The organism is Streptomyces sp. NPDC053076, from assembly GCF_044546845.1.
In the GTDB taxonomy this organism is placed as follows: domain Bacteria; phylum Actinomycetota; class Actinomycetes; order Streptomycetales; family Streptomycetaceae; genus Streptomyces.
Map to the genome: position 1 here is coordinate 403,123 of NZ_JBITZL010000002.1, position 17,148 is coordinate 420,270.

16 protein-coding genes and 1 pseudogene are annotated in these 17,148 nt (G+C 72.2%); 4 read left to right on the forward strand and 13 right to left on the reverse strand.

Going from position 1 to position 17,148, the window contains the following annotated elements:
* Positions 1-18 precede the first annotated feature (18 nt).
* From ACIGYR_RS09095 to ACIGYR_RS09130, 8 genes are all read right to left on the reverse strand, one after another.
* Complete coding sequence (locus tag ACIGYR_RS09095) at positions 19-1,041, reverse strand: N-acetylglucosamine kinase (protein ID WP_399596110.1); 1,023 nt, start codon at positions 1,039-1,041, stop codon at positions 19-21.
* Positions 1,032-2,297 carry a 6-phospho-beta-glucosidase gene (locus ACIGYR_RS09100; RefSeq protein ID WP_399596108.1) on the reverse strand — a complete coding sequence of 422 codons (1,266 nt, stop codon included), beginning with the start codon at positions 2,295-2,297 and terminating at the stop codon, positions 1,032-1,034. The genes ACIGYR_RS09095 and ACIGYR_RS09100 overlap by 10 nt, the downstream gene beginning before the upstream one ends.
* A gap of 7 nt (positions 2,298-2,304) precedes the next feature.
* The gene (locus ACIGYR_RS09105; protein WP_391845482.1) at positions 2,305-3,198 is read right to left on the reverse strand and encodes a carbohydrate ABC transporter permease; all 894 of its coding nucleotides are present in this window, start codon (positions 3,196-3,198) and stop codon (positions 2,305-2,307) included.
* A 2-nt stretch (positions 3,199-3,200) separates the two neighbouring features.
* A complete protein-coding gene (locus tag ACIGYR_RS09110) occupies positions 3,201-4,142 on the reverse strand; it encodes a carbohydrate ABC transporter permease (protein WP_391845484.1) in 942 nt (313 codons plus the stop codon).
* Positions 4,142-5,485: an ABC transporter substrate-binding protein gene (locus ACIGYR_RS09115; protein WP_399596105.1), complete on the reverse strand. Its 1,344-nt coding sequence runs from the start codon at positions 5,483-5,485 to the stop codon at positions 4,142-4,144. Before ACIGYR_RS09115 ends, ACIGYR_RS09110 begins: the two co-directional genes overlap by 1 nt.
* 59 nt (positions 5,486-5,544) lie before the next feature.
* The gene (locus ACIGYR_RS09120) at positions 5,545-6,756 is read right to left on the reverse strand and encodes an ROK family protein (protein WP_399596103.1); all 1,212 of its coding nucleotides are present in this window, start codon (positions 6,754-6,756) and stop codon (positions 5,545-5,547) included.
* A gap of 314 nt (positions 6,757-7,070) precedes the next feature.
* Complete coding sequence (locus ACIGYR_RS09125) at positions 7,071-7,898, reverse strand: hypothetical protein (RefSeq protein ID WP_399596101.1); 828 nt, start codon at positions 7,896-7,898, stop codon at positions 7,071-7,073.
* Between the two features lie 402 nt (positions 7,899-8,300).
* On the reverse strand, positions 8,301-9,413 hold the full coding sequence (locus ACIGYR_RS09130; RefSeq protein ID WP_391845492.1) for a mechanosensitive ion channel family protein: 1,113 nt from the start codon (positions 9,411-9,413) through the stop codon (positions 8,301-8,303).
* Between the two features lie 316 nt (positions 9,414-9,729).
* Here ACIGYR_RS09130 and ACIGYR_RS09135 point away from each other — a divergent pair, with 316 nt between their 5' ends.
* The 4 genes from ACIGYR_RS09135 to ACIGYR_RS09150 all read left to right on the forward strand — a co-directional run bounded on the left by ACIGYR_RS09135 (position 9,730) and on the right by ACIGYR_RS09150 (position 13,539).
* Positions 9,730-10,266 (forward strand): HNH endonuclease, encoded by a 537-nt coding sequence (locus tag ACIGYR_RS09135; RefSeq protein WP_391845494.1) that lies wholly within the window; start codon positions 9,730-9,732, stop codon positions 10,264-10,266.
* Positions 10,267-10,645: 379 nt separating this feature from the next.
* Positions 10,646-10,936: a hypothetical protein gene (locus ACIGYR_RS09140; RefSeq protein ID WP_399596098.1), complete on the forward strand. Its 291-nt coding sequence runs from the start codon at positions 10,646-10,648 to the stop codon at positions 10,934-10,936.
* The gene (gene malQ, locus ACIGYR_RS09145; RefSeq protein ID WP_399596096.1) at positions 10,937-13,027 is read left to right on the forward strand and encodes a 4-alpha-glucanotransferase; all 2,091 of its coding nucleotides are present in this window, start codon (positions 10,937-10,939) and stop codon (positions 13,025-13,027) included.
* Between the two features lie 230 nt (positions 13,028-13,257).
* The gene (locus tag ACIGYR_RS09150) at positions 13,258-13,539 is read left to right on the forward strand and encodes a hypothetical protein (protein ID WP_391845500.1); all 282 of its coding nucleotides are present in this window, start codon (positions 13,258-13,260) and stop codon (positions 13,537-13,539) included.
* Between the two features lie 107 nt (positions 13,540-13,646).
* On the opposite strand, the gene ACIGYR_RS09155 is transcribed toward ACIGYR_RS09150, so the two are convergent.
* The 5 genes and pseudogenes from ACIGYR_RS09155 to ACIGYR_RS09175 form a co-directional block, all read right to left on the reverse strand.
* A complete protein-coding gene (locus ACIGYR_RS09155) occupies positions 13,647-14,240 on the reverse strand; it encodes a TetR family transcriptional regulator (RefSeq protein ID WP_399596094.1) in 594 nt (197 codons plus the stop codon).
* A 398-nt stretch (positions 14,241-14,638) separates the two neighbouring features.
* The gene (locus tag ACIGYR_RS09160; RefSeq protein WP_391845503.1) at positions 14,639-15,160 is read right to left on the reverse strand and encodes a cupin domain-containing protein; all 522 of its coding nucleotides are present in this window, start codon (positions 15,158-15,160) and stop codon (positions 14,639-14,641) included.
* A gap of 48 nt (positions 15,161-15,208) precedes the next feature.
* The gene (locus ACIGYR_RS09165) at positions 15,209-15,592 is read right to left on the reverse strand and encodes an MFS transporter (RefSeq protein WP_399596091.1); all 384 of its coding nucleotides are present in this window, start codon (positions 15,590-15,592) and stop codon (positions 15,209-15,211) included.
* A 202-nt stretch (positions 15,593-15,794) separates the two neighbouring features.
* Positions 15,795-16,439 (reverse strand): annotated as a pseudogene (locus ACIGYR_RS09170) (MFS transporter); the annotation flags it as partial.
* Between the two features lie 87 nt (positions 16,440-16,526).
* A complete protein-coding gene (locus ACIGYR_RS09175) occupies positions 16,527-17,120 on the reverse strand; it encodes a malonic semialdehyde reductase (RefSeq protein ID WP_399596089.1) in 594 nt (197 codons plus the stop codon).
* Positions 17,121-17,148 lie beyond the last annotated feature (28 nt).

Here is a 17,148-nt window from a genome sequence, read left to right on the forward strand (position 1 = left end):
ACGGGCCCGCCCTTCAGGTCACATTGTTGCCCGGCTCCCCTCCGGCGACGACTCGGGTCGGTCCGGCTCCCAGTGCCCTCGCGCCCGCTCCTGGGCCTTGGGCCCCGCCCCCAGCCGGTCCAGGCCCAGCAGGGCCGCGCCCAGGACCGGGCTCGCCGTGACGATGCGCGCGGTGGCCTTGGGGGCGCGGACGGCCAGGAGGTCGCGGACGGTGTCGTTCAGCTGGGCGTGGCCGCCCGTGAGGACCCCGCCGCCCAGCAGCACCGGGGTCTCCTCGGTGAGGAGGTCCAGGCGGCTGAGGGCGACCGTGGCCATCACCGTGACCTCCTCCGCGAGCCGGGTGACGAGCGTGCGGGCCACCCGGTCACCGTCCGCCGCCGTGGCGAAGAGGACGGGGGCCAGCTCGTGCCGCCGGTCGTGGCCGATGTGCTGCAGGTGCAGGGCCTCGATGAGCGCGTACATGGTCGGCAGGCCGAAGTACGCGGGGAGGGTGCGGACGAGGGAGGTGGGTTCACCGCGGCCGTCCTCCGCGCGGGCCGCGTGCCACAGGGCCTCCTCGGCCAGGCCCCAGCCGCCGCCCCAGTCACCGGAGATACGGCCGATGGCCGGGAAGCGGGCGGTACGGCCGTCGGGGCGCATGCCCACGCAGTTGATGCCCGCCCCGCACACCACCGCCACACCGCGCGGCTCGGCGACGCCCGCGCGCAGGATCGCGAAGGTGTCGTTGCGGACCTCCACCGACGTCCCCCACGCGCGCGCGTGCAGGGCTTCCGCCAGCTGCTGCTCCTCCACCGGGAGGTCGGCGTTGGCCAGGCAGGCCGACACATGGGAGACGGACGGCACACCCGCGTCCGCGAAGGCGCGCGCGACCGGTTCGGCCAGCGCGTCCAGCGCCGCCGGCACCCCCACCGCGGGCGGCCGGAAGCCGCCGCCACGGGCCGTGGCCAGGACCTCGCCGGCGGCGGTGACGACGGCCACGTCGGTCTTGCTGTTGCCCGCGTCGATGGCGAGAACCGTCGGCGGCTGTGCGGTCAGGCCCACGCCAGGTGCTCCCGGTTGTGTGCGACGAGCCGGTCGGTGAGGGTGTCGGCGTACGCGTACTGGCCGATCAGGGGGTGCGAGAGCAGCGCGCGGAAGACGCGGTCCCGGCCGCCGCGCAGGGCCGCCTCCAGCGCCAGGTCCTCGTACGCCGTCACGTTCGCGATCAGGCCCGCGAAGAGGGGGTCCAGCTCCGGCACCGGCAGCGGGACCGGTCCCTGCGGGCCGACCGCCGCCTGCACCTCGATCACCGCGTCGTCCGGGAGGAAGGGCAGCGTGCCCCTGTTGAGCGTGTTCACCACCTGGTACGGGCTTCCTCCGCCGCCGAGCAGCGCCGCCGCCAGGTCGACGGCCGCCTCCGAGTAGAAGGCGCCGCCGCGCTTGGCGAGCAGCGCCGGCTTCTCGTCCAGGGCCGGGTCGCCGTACATCGCCAGCAGTTCCCGCTCCATGGCGGCCACCTCCGCGGCCCGGGACGGCTTGGAGCGCAGTTCGCGGACGACCTCGTCGTGCGCGTAGTAGTAGCGCAGGTAGTAGGAGGGGATCACGCCCAGGCGGTCCAGCAGGGGGCGGGGCAGACGGACGTCGTCGGCGATGGCCTCGCCGTGCTCGGCCAGGAGCTTCGGCAGGACGTTCTCGCCTTCCGGGCCCCCCAGTCGCACACCTGTTTCCCAGGTGAGGTGGTTCAGGCCCACATGGGCCAGATGCACATCGGCCGGTGCCGCGCCCAGCAGGGCCGCGAACTTCCGCTGGAAGCCGATCGCCACGTTGCACAGGCCGACCGCCCGGTGCCCGGCCTGGAGCAGGGCACGGGTGACGATGCCGACCGGGTTGGTGAAGTCGATGATCCACGCCCGCGGGTTGGCACGGCGGACCCGTTCGGCGATGTCGAGGACGACCGGGACGGTGCGCAGGGCCTTGGCCAGGCCGCCCGCGCCGGTGGTCTCCTGGCCGATACAGCCGCACTCCAGCGGCCAGGTCTCGTCCTGCTCGCGGGCCGCCTGGCCGCCGACGCGCAGCTGGAGCAGGACGGCGTCGGCGCCGTCGACACCCGCGTCCAGGTCGTCGGTGGTGACGATCCGGCCGGCGTGGCCCTGCTTGGCGAAGATGCGGCGGGCCAGTGGGCCCACCAGTGCCAGGCGTTCGGCGGCCGGGTCCACGAGGACGAGTTCCTCGATGGGCAGGGTGTCCCTGAGGCGCGCGAAACCGTCGATGAGTTCGGGGGTGTAGGTCGAGCCTCCGCCGACCACGGTGAGTTTCATACGAGGTTCAACCCTTCACTCCGGTGAGCGTGACGCCCTCGACGAACGCCTTCTGGGCGAAGAAGAACACGAGGATCACGGGGGCCATGACCAGCACCGTCGCTGCCATGGTCAGGTTCCAGTCGGTGTGGTGGGCGCCCTTGAAGGACTCCAGGCCGTAGGACAGGGTCCAGGCGCCGGGGTTCTCCGAGGCGTAGATCTGCGGGCCGAAGTAGTCGTTCCAGGCGGAGAAGAACTGGAAGAGGGCCACGGCGGCGATGCCCGGCTTCGCCATCGGCAGGACCACCCGCAGCAGGGTCCTGAGGTCGCCGCAGCCGTCCACCTTCGCCGCGTCCAGGTACTCGTTCGGGATCGTCATCAGGAACTGGCGCAGCAGGAAGACGGAGAACGCGTCCCCGAACGCCATCGGGACGATCAGCGGCCACAGGGTGCCCGACAGGTCCAGCTGCTTCGCCCAGAACAGGTACATCGGGATGACGACCACCTGCGGCGGCAGCATCATCATCGAGATCACCAGCATGAGCGACAGATTGCGGCCCCGGAAGCGGAACTTGGCGAGCGCGTACGCCACCGGGAGCGAGGACACCACGGTCAGGACGGTGCCCAGCCCGGCGTAGAGCAGCGTGTTCTTCCACCAGGTGAGGAAGCCGGGCGTGTCGAAGACCTTCCGGTAGTTGCCCCACTCCCAGGTGTGCGGGATCAGGTCCCGGCTCAGGGCCTGGCTGTCGCTCATCAGCGAGGTCAGGAACACGAACACGAACGGCAGCGTGAAGAACAGCGCGGCGGCGACACCGAGCGAGTGGACCGCGATCCACTCCAGCACCGCCTTGCGGCGGGCGGTGCGTTCGGCCCCGGAGACGAGCGGCGCCGGTTTCACCGGCTGCCGCAGTACTTGGGTCATGGTCAGTCACCTGCCTGGATCAGGCCGCCCCGGCGCCGCATCAGCAGCGCGGTGAACGCCATCGACAGGGCGAACAGCACCAGCGCCACCACGCAGGCCGAGCCGTAGTCGAAGCGCTGGAAGCCGAGGTTGTAGACGAGCTGGGGGAGGGTGAGTGTGGACTTGTCGGGGTAGCCGGGCTCGAACTGGGTGCCCGCGCCCTGGATCACACCGGAGGCGACCTTCCCCGCGACCAGCGGCTGCGTGTAGCACTGCATGGTCTGGATCACGCCGGTGACCACGGCGAACATCACGATGGGGGAGATGTTCGGCAGCGTGACGTAGCGGAAACGCTGCCACGCGGACGCGCCGTCCAGCTCGGCCGCCTCGTACTGCTCCGCCGGTACGTCGAGCAGCGCGGCCATGAAGATGACCATCAGGTCGCCGACGCCCCACAGGAAGAGCAGGGTCAGGGCCGGCTTGGACCAGGCGGGGTCGGTGAACCAGCCCGGTGCGGGGACACCGACCTTCTCCAGAAGGGAGTCGACCGGGCCCGTACCGGGGTTGAGCAGGAAGGCGAAGGCCATGGTCGCGGCGACCGGCGGGGCGAGGTACGGCAGGTAGAACAGGGTGCGGAAGACGCCCGTCCCCGTCTTGATCCTGGTGATGAGCAGGCCGATGCCGAGCCCGAAGAGCACCCGGAGGGTCACCACCACGACGACCAGCCACAGCGTGTTGCGCAGGGCGGGCCAGAACAGCGGGTAGTGCTCGAAGACGTACGTCCAGTTCTTCCCGCCGCTCCACCGCGGCGGCCGGAAGCCGTCGTAGTGCATGAAGGAGAAGTAGGCCGTGGAGATCAGCGGGTAGGCGAAGAAGACCGCGAAGCCGATCAGCCACGGTGACATGAAGGCGAGGGTGACGAGGGCCGAGCGCCGGCGTTTCGACGCGAGGGTGACGGTGCTCATCACTGCGCCTGCGCGATGTCCGTGTCGATCTGCGCGGCCGTCTTCTTCAGCCCGGCCTTCAGGTCGGTGGCCTTGCCGCTCTCGTAGTCGTAGCCGAACTGCTGGATCGTCACCAGGTACACACCGCCGTTGACCGAGGCGGGCGTGCTGGTGGAGTTCGGGTTGCCGGCGATGTCGAGGAAGGTCTTGAACCGCGGGTCGTACTTCAGCTTCGGGGACTTCAGCGCGGCGAACGTGGAGGGCACGTTGTGGATGTCGTTGGCGAAGCCGACCACCGCGTCCGTGTCCGTCGTCATGTACTTCACCAGCTCCCAGGCCGCGTTCTGCTTGTGACTGGTGGCGGCGATGCCCGCGATGGTGCCGGTGATGTAGCCCTTGCCGTACTGGTCGGCCTGGTCGTCCGGGACGGGCAGCGGGGCCACGCCGATCTCGAACTCCGGCTTGGCCTCCTCGGCCATTCCGAGCCGCCACTCGCCGTCGAGCTGCATGGCGACCTGACCGGTGTGGAACGGGTGCCTGGCGCCCCACTCGTCGCCCAGCGTGGCCCGGAACCTCTCCAGCTTCTGGAATCCGCCGAGTTCGTCCACGAGCTTCTTCTGGAGGGTGAAGCCCTTTTCGAACGCGGGGTCCTTGGCGATGTTCGACTTGCCGTCCTGGTCGAAGTAGGTCGGCGAGAACTGCCCGAAGTAGTGCTCGGTCGTGGACTCCCAGCCGTGATAGTTCGGCATGAACCCGAGCTGCTGGTAGCCGTCGCCCCGGGTGATGGTCAGCTTCTTGGCGTCCGCCTCGAATGCGGACCAGGTCTTCGGCGGGGTCTTGATACCGGCCTCGGCGAACGCCGTCTTGTTGTAGTAGAGGCCGTACGCGTCGCCCAGCAGCGGCACCGCGCAGCGGTTCCCGTCGAACCGGGTGTACTCGTTCATCGGCTTCGGGAACGTCTTCTCCGGGTCGATGTCCGACCTCTTGAAGAACGGGTTCAGATCCACCAGCGCGCCCGAGGAACAGAACCTGCCCACGTTGTTGGTGGTGAAGGACGAGATCACGTCCGGGGCCTTGTCGCCGCCGGCGCGCAGCGCCTGGTTGATCTTGTCGTCGGTCATGTTGCCGACGACGTTCACGTGGATGTGGGGGTGGGCCTGTTCGAAGCCGGCGACCAGCGATTTGACCGCCTTCACCTCGTTCGGCGCGCTCCAGGCGTGCCAGAAGTTGATCGTCGTGTCCTTCGACGGGTCGTCCGAGGCGCCGGAGCCGGACTGGCCGGTACAGGCGGTGGTGAGCAGGGCCAGCGACGCGGTCAGGGCAAAAGCCGTTTTTCGGGCGATCGACGGTATGACTTCGGGCATGGCGAGGTCTCCCAGGGACGGGTGGACGGAAGAGAAGGTGCTGCCGGGGTGCGCGGGGTTCAGCGTGAGGTGTCGAAGACCTCGTCGCGGGTGGCGGCGAGCGCGGACTCCAGTGCGCCGCGCAGCACGGGGTGTTCGCGGACGTCGCCGACGACCAGCCGGGGCCGGGCCGCGGCCAGCTCCTCCAGCTCGGCCTGGACGAGGGCGCGCAGCACCTCGCCACCGGCCGTCAGGGCGGAGCCGCTGAGGACGACGAGTTCGGGGTCGAGGACGGAGACGAGCGAGGCGAGACCGGTGGCCAGCCGGGTGGCGTACGCCTGGAGCAGTTCCCGGTGGGGGCCGCCCGCGTGGTCGGCGGCGCGGGCCACGAGTTCGGCGGCGGCATCGGTGTGCGGTCCCGCGGGGACGTCCGCGATGCCGAGTTCCCGGGCCAGCTTCGGTACGGCCTGGGAGCCCGCGAGTTCCTGGTAGCCGCCGCTGTTGGCCTTGGTGACCTGCCGCACCAGCGGGGTGCCCGGCACCGGCAGGAAACCGACCTCGCCGGCCCCGCCGGTCCAGCCGCGGTGCAGCCGGCCGCCGAGGACCAGGGCGGCGCCGAGGCCCTCCTCGTTCCACAGCAGCACGAAGTCCGCGTGGCCGCGGGCAGCGCCGAGCCGCTGTTCGGCGATGGCGACGAGGTTGACGTCGTTCTCGTACTCCACCGGCATCGGCAGCGCCGCCGCGAGTTCGTCGAGCAGCGTGGGGGAGTGCCAGCCGGGCAGGTGGGAGGCGTAACGCAGCCGCCCGGTGTTGGGGTCGAAGGCACCGGGTGTGCCGATGACCAGCCGGTGCACGTCGGACCGGGCGAGCCCGGCGGCCTTGACGGCGCCGTCGAGGGCGTCGGTGACCTGCTGGGCGACCGGTTGCGCCGGTCGCCGGCCGGGGGTGGGCAGCTCGTGCTCGCCGACCGTGCGGCCGGTCACGTCGGCGACCGCGGCGCGGATGCGGTCCGGGGTGACATCGAGTCCGGCGGCGTACGCGGCACCGGGATTGACCGCGTACAGCTGGGCGTTGGGGCCCGGCCGGCCCTCGCTGGTGCCGGTGACCCGCACGAGTCCGGCCGCCTCCAGGCGGGCCAGCAGCTGCGAGGCGGTGGGCTTGGACAGGCCGGTGAGCTTGCCGATCCGGGTGCGTGACAGCGGCCCGTGCTCCAGCAGCAGGTCCAGGGCGGCGCGGTCGTTCATGGCGCGCAGGACGCGCGGGGTGCCCGGCGTACCGGCGGTTCCTGCCATGGGGTCGACACCTGCCTTTCCAGCCGCCCAGCTTTTCAGTGACCTCGGCGCGACGTCCAGTCTTGATCACCGGCCGCCCGAAGATCACTGTTAGGAAAGTTTCCTATTTGGGTGGGAGGAACGTAAGCCGAGGACGAAGGGGGCGTCAATAGACAACGCCCCCGAGGCAACAGAGTCGTTACCTCGGGGGCGTCGGTGGCGGGGCACGGGTGGCCCTCGGCGACTACGCGACTGCCACGGACTACGCGACCGTCACGGACTACGCGACCGCCATGGACTACGCGACCGTCACGGGACTGCGCGACCGCCGCGGACTACTTGACCGTCACGTGGTCGCCGACGGACGTCTTCGCGGCCGTGGAGGCCGTACCGGCGAAGACGAAGCGGTAGCCGCCGCTCCGGGTCGCCTTCACGGTGGTGGACAGGGCGCCCCCGGTGCCGGAGGTGATCGTCTTGAGGTTCGTGTACGAGCCGCCGTCCGCCTTGAACTGGAGGACGACCTTCTGCCCCTGGTAACCGGTGTACTTGCCGGCCGTCCAGTTCGCGCGCGTCAGCTTGCCCTTGACGGTCAGCGTCCCGCCCTTCACCACGGGCTCCGGGGCTGCGTCGGTGGTCAGCCGGGTGGCGCGCAGCACCTTCACCGAGGCGAGGCCGCCCCAGGCCGTCATGTCGTTCTCGCTGTGCAGGTAGTCGTCCGAGACGGTCTCGTCGCTGTGCACGTAGATGCCCGCCGCCTTCCAGGTGGCGGCGTCGGCGGCCTCGTACAGAGACATGCCCGGATCGGCGAGGATCTTCTCGGTGCAGTTCTCGGTGACCGTCGTGCCGGTCGTGGCGGTCGCCTCGCAGACGGGTGGCGTGTCCGGGCTCAGGTCGTTGTCCATCGACTTCAGGGTGCCGAGGTACAGCATCACCGCCTGCACGGTCTTCTTCTGGTCGATGACCAGGTTCTTGGGCCGGGTCAGGGTGTACGAGACCGGTACGGTCACCGCCTCGGTGGTGCCCACCACGACCGGCTTGCCGTGGTTCACGGTCACGCCGGAGAACTTGAGGTCCGGCGTACCGGCCGCCGAGGCGGCGGGCGCGGCCAGGCCGGCCAGGGCGAGGGCACCGGACAGGGCGGTACCCATGGCGAGCTTTCGCATGCTTCCCCACATTCGAGACGGGCCCCTGGGCGGCATGGCGCTCCAGAACAAGGGCCCGTTGTGGTGGTGACCCTAAAGGATCAGCGGATGTGGACGGAACGCGGGGTTCCTGTGTGGACGATCTGTGGCCCGAGCCGCGTCAGGGCCGCGTCACGCGTGCGTCACGGAGGTGGTCTTCGCTGGTCAGAGCGCCTGCATGCGCAGTTTGCCGCCCCCCTTGTGCGCTTGTCGGCTTGTCCGGTCCGCAGGCGGGGGCTGCGCAGGGCGAGCGCGGTCGTGGCGCTGTGCCGGACGACGAGGCGGGGGAGACGGCGTGCGCGGACGCCAGGCGGCGCTGCAGACGCGGGCGCGGAGGGGGATGCCGACGGCGGCGCGGGTGAACGAGCGTGCTGAACCGTTCGGCTACTTCGCCGGAGGCGTCGACCGCTGGGGGGCGATCGGTGCCGTCGCCGCCGCCTGCGGGGAGTCCGCGTTGGAGTACACCGACGGGGCCGCCACCGTCGCCGTCGCGTCCGGGGTGTCCTCCACGTCCTCGACCGCCGTCGCGCCGCCCACGATGCGGATGCTCGCCGCGTCGAACGCCCGCTTGATCCGCCAGCGCAGCTCCCGCTCCACCGTCACCGACTTGCCGGGCATCGTCCTGGCCGACACCCGCACCACCATGGAGTCGATCAGCACCGAGTCGAGGCCGAGCACCTCGATGGGGCTCCACAGCAGCTCGTTCCAGGGCTCTTCCTTGGTCATCTTCTCGGCGACCTCGTCCAGCGTGGCCTTGACCTTGTCCGGGTCCTCGCTCGCCTTCACGGTCACGTCGACCCCGGCCGTCGCCCAGCCCTGCGACAGGTTCCCGATCCGCTTGACCTCGCCGTTGCGGACGTACCAGATCTCACCGCTGTCGCCGCGCAGCTTGGTCACACGCAGCCCGACCTCGATCACCTCGCCGGAGGCCACACCCGCGTCGATCACGTCACCGACGCCGTACTGGTCCTCCAGGATCATGAAAACGCCGGACAGGAAGTCCGTGACCAGGTTCCGCGCGCCGAAACCGATCGCCACGCCCGCGACACCGGCCGACGCCAGCAACGGCGCAAGGTTGATCTTGAAGGTGCCCAGCACCATCAGCGCGGCCGTGCCGAGGATGAGGAAGCTCGCCACCGAGCGCAGCACCGAGCCGATCGCCGCCGAGCGCTGCCGACGCCGTTCGGCATTGACCAGCAGCCCGCCCAGCGCACCGCCTTCCGAGGTCTGCGGGGCGCGGCCCATCCGGTCGATCAGCTTGCTGATCGCCCGTCGCACCGCCGCCCGGAGCGCCACCGCCACGACCACGATCAGCAGGATCTGCAGACCCATCGCGAGCCACGTCGACCAGTTCCGCTCGACCCAGCTCGCCGCGTTCGTCGCGCTCTCCTGGGCGTCCTGGAGCGACGGCACGGCCGGGGCCGTGGACCCCGAGGGGGACGGCGACGGGGACGGCGACGCACCGGCGGCCAGCAGGACGGCGGGCAGGGACGACACGGCAGGTACCTCCAAGGTGCTGCGCGGTCCGTACCGGCGTGCGGTCAAGGTCACGAAAAGGTCACCGGACGGACAGGACAACCACACTAACGGGGCATCGTGTGTGCCTCGGGCCGATCGGCACAGGAGGCGGGAAGGAGAGACACGGCTCACGCGGGCTTGAACAGGCCGCGGTCCGGGGGATGAATCAGGTGTGGTCGAAAACACTCCCAGCCCGTTACCGGGACATGGTGGCGCTTCCACCAGGCATGAGGGGAGACTGACTGCAGATCGTCCCGGCGCAAGCCACGCGCCGCCGACGCCCAAGGAGGCACCCGTGCCGCATGTCCTGGTCCTCAACGCGTCGTACGAGCCGCTCGGCGTCGTACCGCTCCGCCGCGCGCTCGTCCTCGTCCTGGAGAACAAGGCTGTCTCCCTCGAGGAATCCGGCGCCTATCTGCACAGCGCAACCGTCACAGTCCCCGCACCCAGCGTGGTCCGGCTCAAGCGATTCGTCCGGGTTCCCTATCGGGGGCCCGTTCCTCTTACCCGCCGGGCGCTGTTCGCCCGGGACGGGGGCCGGTGCATGTACTGCGGTGGCGTCGCAACCAGCGTCGACCACGTCATCCCGCGCAGCCGCGGGGGACAACACCGCTGGGACAACGTGGTGGCCTCCTGTCGCCGCTGCAACCACGTCAAGGCCGACCGCCACCTCGTCGAGCTGGGCTGGCGGCTGCGCCACAAACCGGCCCCGCCCTCCGGGCTGGCCTGGCGCATCATCGGGACCGGGCATCGGGATCCACGCTGGCTGCCGTACCTGCAACCGTACGGCGCGGATGATGCCATGGCCCGGATCGACGGCATCTCCGCCTAGTCGGTCCGGGCTCGTTCGTGTGCGGAGGTGCCCGCCGCCGTCGGGCAGGCACCGGTGCGCGCGGGGGCCGGGCCGAAACCCCGTGCCCCTCCGGCGCCCGGCCCGCCCCGGGTCCGGCACCGGAGCCTCCCCCGGGCGGGCCCCGCACCGCGCGCACCGGAACCGGTCAGGGGCGCCGTGGACGGTGTACCGGTCAAGCCCGACGCGGGCGGTGGCACGAGGCGCCGCGGGCCGCGGAGGGCGCCGGCAGCCACCGCCGGGCAGGCGCCGGATCACCCCGCCCCGCGTTTTGCCGCGCGTGGCTCGGGGCTCACGGGGTAGGGCTGCCGTTGACCGTCCGAAGCCGGAGCATCGTCCGGCGCACCGACAAGGAGGCCCCGTGGCCGCACCGGCACCTGTCTCGATCCCGCCCCAGTACAAACCCGCCCGGTACAAACCGGCCCAGTACGAAGCCGCCCGGCGCGAACGCGCGGCGGACCCCGCGGCCCGGACCGACGCGGCGCCGCTGTGCGTCTTCAGCGCCGAGAGCGCCTGCACCCAGGCGCCGCTGACCAGTGAGCCGCCGCTGCCCGACGCCGAGCCGCTGACCAGCGAGCCCCCGCTCGCCGAGGCCGCACCGCTGACCAGCGAGCCCGACCCGGTCCCGGTCTCCTTCGCACCGGGGCTGTAGATGACCGCGGCGCCCGACGAGCCCCCCGGCACGCACTCCTCGGACCTCGCCCGGCTCGCCGAGCTGCACGGGGTCGCCACCGCCTACCGCCCGGCCCCGGACCGTACCGTCCAGGTCCCCGCCTGCGCCGTCACCGCCGCCCTCGCCGCCCTCGGCGTCGACGCGACCGGCCCGGCCGCCGTACGCGCCGCCCTCACCGCCCGGGAACGCGAACTGCGCGAGCGCCTGCTGCCGCCCACCGTGGTCCAGTGGGCCGGCGCCGAACCGCCCGCCGCCCTCACCGCCCTGCCCGCCGGCACCCGGCTGAGCGTCGAGACGGAACACGGAGAGATCCGGGACGAGGCCGCGGACCTCCCGCTCGGCGTCCACCGGCTGACCGCCACCGCCCCCGACGGGCGGACCGGCCAGGCGTGCCTCGTCGTCGCCCCGGACCGGCTGCCCGCCCCGCCCGGCCGCTCCCACGGCCTCCTCGTCCAGCTGTACTCGCTGCTCTCCCACCGCTCCTGGGGCATGGGCGACCTCGCCGACCTCGCCGAGCTGGCCGGCTGGGCAGGACACACCGCCGGCGCCGGATTCGTCCAGGTCAACCCGCTGCACGCGGCCGTACCCGGCGCCCCCACCGACCCCTCCCCCTACCGTCCCTCCTCCCGCCGCTTCCCCGACCCCGTCCACCTGCGCGTCGAGGACATCCCCGAGTTCGCCTACGCCGAGGACCGCGCGCGACTGAGCGGGCTGCTGGAGCGGGCCGCCCGGCTGCGCGCCGACGTCCTCGACAAGGGCGCCCTCATCGACCGCGACGCCGTGTGGGAACTGAAGCGGGAGGCGCTGGAGCTGGTCCTGGCCACCCCCCTGGGCCCCGGCCGGCAGGCCGCCTACGACGCCTTCCGCGCCGCCCACGGCCAGGCCCTCGACGACCACGCCACCTGGTGCGCCCTCGCCGAGGTCCACGGTTCCGACTGGCACCGCTGGCCGGACGGGCTGCGCGACCCCCGCTCCGCCGCCACCGCCCGCGCCCGCACCGAACTCGCCGACCGGGTCTCCTTCCACGCCCGCCTCGCCTGGCTCACCGACGGCCAGCTCCGGGCCGCCCAGCGCGCCGCCCGCGAGGCCGGCATGCCCGTCGGGATCGTGCACGACCTCGCCGTCGGCGTGCACCCGGCCGGCGCCGACGCCTGGGCCCAGCAGGACGTGTTCGCCGCCGGCATGTCCGTCGGCGCCCCACCGGACGCCTTCAACGCACGCGGCCAGGACTGGGGGCTGCCGCCCTGGCGCCCCGACCGGCTCGCCGCCACCGGCCACGCCCCCTACCGCGACCTCCTGCGCGCCCTCTTCCGCTACGCCGGCGCCCTGCGCATCGACCACGTCATGGGCCTGTTCCGGCTCTGGTGGGTTCCCCAGGGCCGCCCACCCACCGAGGGCACCTACGTCCGCTACGACGCCGACGCCATGCTCGCGATCCTCACCCTGGAGGCCGCCCGCGCCGGGGCGGTCGTGATCGGCGAGGACCTGGGCACCGTCGAGCCGGGCGTGCGCGAGGCACTCCAGCGGCGCGGGGTGCTCGGCACCTCCGTGCTCTGGTTCGAGCGCGACTGGGAGGGCGACGGCCACCCGCTGCCCCCCGAGCGCTGGCGCGCCGACTGCCTGGCCACGGCCACCACCCACGACCTGCCGCCCACCGCCGCCCGGCTCACCGGCGACCACGTGGACCTGCGCGACCGCCTCGGCCTGCTCACCCGTTCGGCGGCAGAGGAACGCGCCGAGGCCACCGCCGACGCCGCCGAGTGGCTCGCCCTGCTGGGCAGCCTCGGCCTGCTGGACAGCCCGGCGGCCGGACCGCCCGGTTCCGACGAGGAGGAGGAGATCCGCGCCGTCCACCGCTTCCTGCTGCGCACTCCCGCCCGGCTGATCGGCGTCTGGCTCCCGGACGGCACCGGCGACCGCCGTCCGCAGAACCTGCCGGGCACCTGGGACCAGTACCCGAACTGGCGGCTGCCGATCGCGGACCGCGAGGGCCGGCCGGTGCCGCTGGAGGACCTGGTGGCCTCGCCCCGGCTGCGGGGCCTGCTGGAGGTCTTCCGCCGACCGGAGTGAGCGCCTTGCCAGGGTGAGGCGCGAGGGGCGCAGGCGTTCCGCCGACCGGCGCAGGCGCGCCCTGCCCGGGTGAGGTACCAGGGGCGCAGATGTTCCGCCGACCGGAGTGAGCGCCCTGCCCGGGTGAGGCGCCACGGGCGCAGGTGTTCCGCCGACCGGCGCGGGCGCGCCCTGCCCCGGTAAGGCACCCCGAGCGCGCGGGCCCGACTGCGGTTCGCTAACTTGATTCCGTGGACAAGAAGAACGCCCTGCGCGCCGGCGCCCTGGCTGCCGGTACGACGCTGATGATGCTGCTCATGTCGTCCCCCGCGCTCGCGCTGGCCCGCGACGACGGTGACGACCCAGGCAAGGGCCTGAGCGTCATCCAGACGCTGGGCCTCTACGTCTTTCTCCCGGTCGTGCTGTTCGTGGTGATCGCCGGGCTGGTCATGGCGCTGGACAAGTCGCGGGCCAAGAAGGACACCACCTCCTCCAACATCAACGTGAAGTCCGACGCCCGGGCCAAGGCCTGACCGGACCCACTGGTTCGATCGCCGGGGGCGCCCGTCCTCCCGTCGGTACGCACGCGCGCGTACCCGGGTGAGACCGGCGCCCCCGGCGTTTTCGTCCGCCCGGCCGGTCAGGGGTTCGGCGCGGTCAGATACCGCTGCACCGTCGGGCCCAGCCAGGCCACCAGCTCCTCCCGCGCGAGCGCCCGGGCCGGCGGCAGCCGCAGCACGAAGCGGGTGAGGGCCAGCCCCAGCAGCTGCGCGGCACACAGCGCGGCCCGGGCGGGCGCCTGCTCGGGATCGGGGCACACCTGCCGGGCCACCGGCAGCAGCTGTTCCTGGAAGACGCGCCGCATCCGCTCGGCCCCGGCCTCGTTGGTGGCGCCGACCCGGAGGACGGCCGTCAGCTGTTCGTTCTCCTCCCACAGGCCGAGGAAGTGGTCCACCAGCGCGCGGCCGACCTCGTCCCGCGGCACGCGCGCCAGGTCCGGCAGCCGCGGGTCGAGCGCGACGGCCGCGGCGAAGAGCCCCTCCTTGCTGCCGAAGTACCGCATCACCATGGACGGGTCGATCCGCGCGTCCCTGGCGATGGCCCGGATGGTGGCCCGCTCGTAGCCGTCGGAGGCGAAGCGCTCGCGGGCGGCGGCGAGGATGGCGGTGCGGGTGGCGTCGGAGCGGCGGGACGGGGACGGGGCCGCGGGCTGGTTCTCGGTGCTGGCCGGCATGCCAACAAGCGTAGGTCAACACCTGTGGGCCGCCCCGCGGCCTGACACCGGCGTCCACCCTCACCGCCCGCCTGCGGCCCACCCCGCCCGGCCTCCCCATTACCTTCTTGGTGGCCGCGCAACGGGGCGCCTGGCCTTCGGAGTTGGCAGGGCTTTCTCCCCGTGTCGAGTCGATGGCTTGGGCGGCGACAGCCCGCCTGCACCGGACGGCTACCGTCAGGCGTCCTGGTGCAGGCGGGCAAGTCCGCCGGGCCGCTGGGTGGCCGCGGGTTCAGATGGTCCAGTTGCGTGAGCACAGGACGAGCAGGTACCCGTCGGGGTCGGCGACGGTCACGCCGTCCTTGTCCCAGCGAGGTCCCGTGAGGGCCTGGCCACCCGGATCCGGGTCGTGGAGTCGATCACGCGGAACGCTCCAGGGCGGCGCGCCAGACCGGGCTGTCGACGTAGTGGTTGTCGAAGCGTTCCGAGGACTCGGCGATCTCCTTCGGGTCCGCCTCGCCGCGCATCACCCGGCCGAGCAGGCGCAGGTAGTCGAACCTGCCCATACCGGGGGTGAAGACGAACAGGACATCCGCTTCGCGGCCCGGGGCGGCCGCGAAGGCGTGCGGGGTGTGCGGCGGTACGGAGAGGAAGTCGCCCGCCTCGAGCACGGTGACTTCCTCGCCCACCAGGACCTGGAGGGCGCCGCTGATGACGAAGAAGAGCTCCGATGCCCGGGTGTGGAAGTGGGCAGGTGCCCCTATCGCACCCTTCGCGAAGGTGGAGCGGTAGCTCGTGCAGCCGCCTGCGGTGCCGTCCGAGTCGGCCAGCAGGGTCATCACGCTGCTCGGGTCGGCGCAGGTCTCGGCATCTGCGTGGCGGGTCAGCACCGCCTCGAGCGGGGTCGTGGTCGCGGGCATGGTGGGTGTTTCCTCGTTCATGAGGGTGCTCCTGAGTGTGAGAGTGGGATGGGACCGACTCGGGGCGTGTCAGGCGCCGAGCGTGATCATGGCTGCGATCGCCGGGCCGAAGGCACCGCCCAGCTGGTAGCAGAGGTTGAACAGGCCTATCGCGGTGGGACGTTGAGTGGTCGGCGCGGCCTGGGTGGCGTATACCGCGAGCGTGGCCTGGCCCGCGCTCGTCGTGAAGACGGCCAGCGTCGCGACCAGCAGGAGCAGCGGCGCCCAAGGGGTCAGCACGGCGGTGAGCGGGGCCAGCGCTCCGACCGTGAGCAGGATCGTCAGGACGCGTGGGCGGCCCAGGCGGGCCGAGACCGCGGCCAGCACCGTGGAGAGCACGGAGCCCGCGAGGAGGGCGACCAGTTGGCCGGTGCCGATCGTGGAGGTCGACCAGTCGGTACGGTCGCGCAGCAACTGCGGGATGGTGAAGAGCAGCGTGAAGTACGAGGTCGCGAAGGTGCAGGCGAGTAGGGCGGAGAGGGTGAAGGCTCGGGTTCGCAGCAGTGCGGCGGGGACGAAGCCCGTGGGGTGACCGGATGTGCAGGGCCAGTAGCGCGGTCGTCAGCAGGGAGGCGGCCACCGCCGGGAGCGGGTGGCGCGTGATGAATACGAGGGCCGTCGCCGTCAGAACCAGCAGGGCAGCGCCCCGGCCGTCGAAGGGGGTGCTCTGCTCGGGTGCGGACAGGTCGGCGCGGCGCATGACCGCCGGCAGGGCCAGGAGGGCGACCGCCCCGACGGCGAGGGACGCCCGCCAGGAGGCGGTGTCCGCGATCGCCGAGCCGAGCAGGGGCCCGATCGCGCCCAGCGTCCCGAAGCCCGCCGTGATCACCCCCATTCGGCGGACTGAGCCCGCCAGGCTCATCGCCGCGGTGACCAGGCCCGCGCCGCCCACCGCCTGGGCCGCCCGGCCTGCCATGGCCAGCGGCAGCCAGGGCGCCACGGCGACGACCGCGGTGCCGACCACGATCAGGGCCGCGCTCAGCCGGAGCGTGTCGCCCAGGCCGCGGCGGCGCAGCAGGGCCGCCATCAGCGGGGTGCCGACGGCCATGGCCCAGGCGAAGACCGTGACGAGCCAGGTCGCCGTGGCCGTAGGGATGCCGAGCGAGCCAGCCATGTCGGGCAGGATCAGAACCGGGCTGTTGGCGCTCGCGGCGACCGGGGTGGCCAGCAATGCCAGCCATGCGGCAGGGACATGGCGCGAAGCCGGAGTGGCGGGGGCCGGCGCCTGCGCGGCGGGGCGGGGGCGGGCAAGCAGAGACATGGCAGGCTCCGGGATGTGAGCGAGTCGGCGGGGAGGGCTCTGGGAAGACAGGTGGGCGGTTCCGGCGGGCCAAGCTGCTCGGGCAGCTCAGACCGTGGTGACGACCTCGTGGTAGGCGAGCCGCGGCGAGCGCGGGAACCAGGCGTCCGCTCCGGGGCGGCCGATGTTCACGACCATCAGCGGCGTGTGGTCGTCGTCCAGGAACTCCTTCTGCACACCAGGGAAGTCGAAGCCGGTCATCGGCCCCGCGGCCAGCCCCGCCGCCCGCACGCCGAGGATGAAGTACGCCGCCTGCAGCGTCGCGTTGAGCAGCGCGGACTCCTCGCGGACCGGACGGTCGGCGAACAAGAGGTCCTTGGCCTGTGGGAAGTGCGGGAGCAGCGCGGGGAGCTCCTCATGGAACTCGTTGTCGGCGGCGAGGATCGCGATCAGCGGCGCGGACTCGGTCTTGCGCCGGTTTCCCTCGTCCATGCGGTCGACGAGCCGCTTGCGGGCCTCGCCGGAGCGGACCAGGACCACCCGCAGCGGCGACTGGTTGTAGGCGGTAGGGGCGTACTTGACCAGGTCGTAGATCGCCTGGACCTGGTCCTCGGTCACCGGCTCGGCGGTGAAGGTGTTGGCGGTGCGGGCTTGGCGGAAGAGGAGGTCCTGGGCGGTGGGGTGGAGAGCGAGTTCGGACATCGGGGCGCTCCTGTCGTTCAACCTTGAT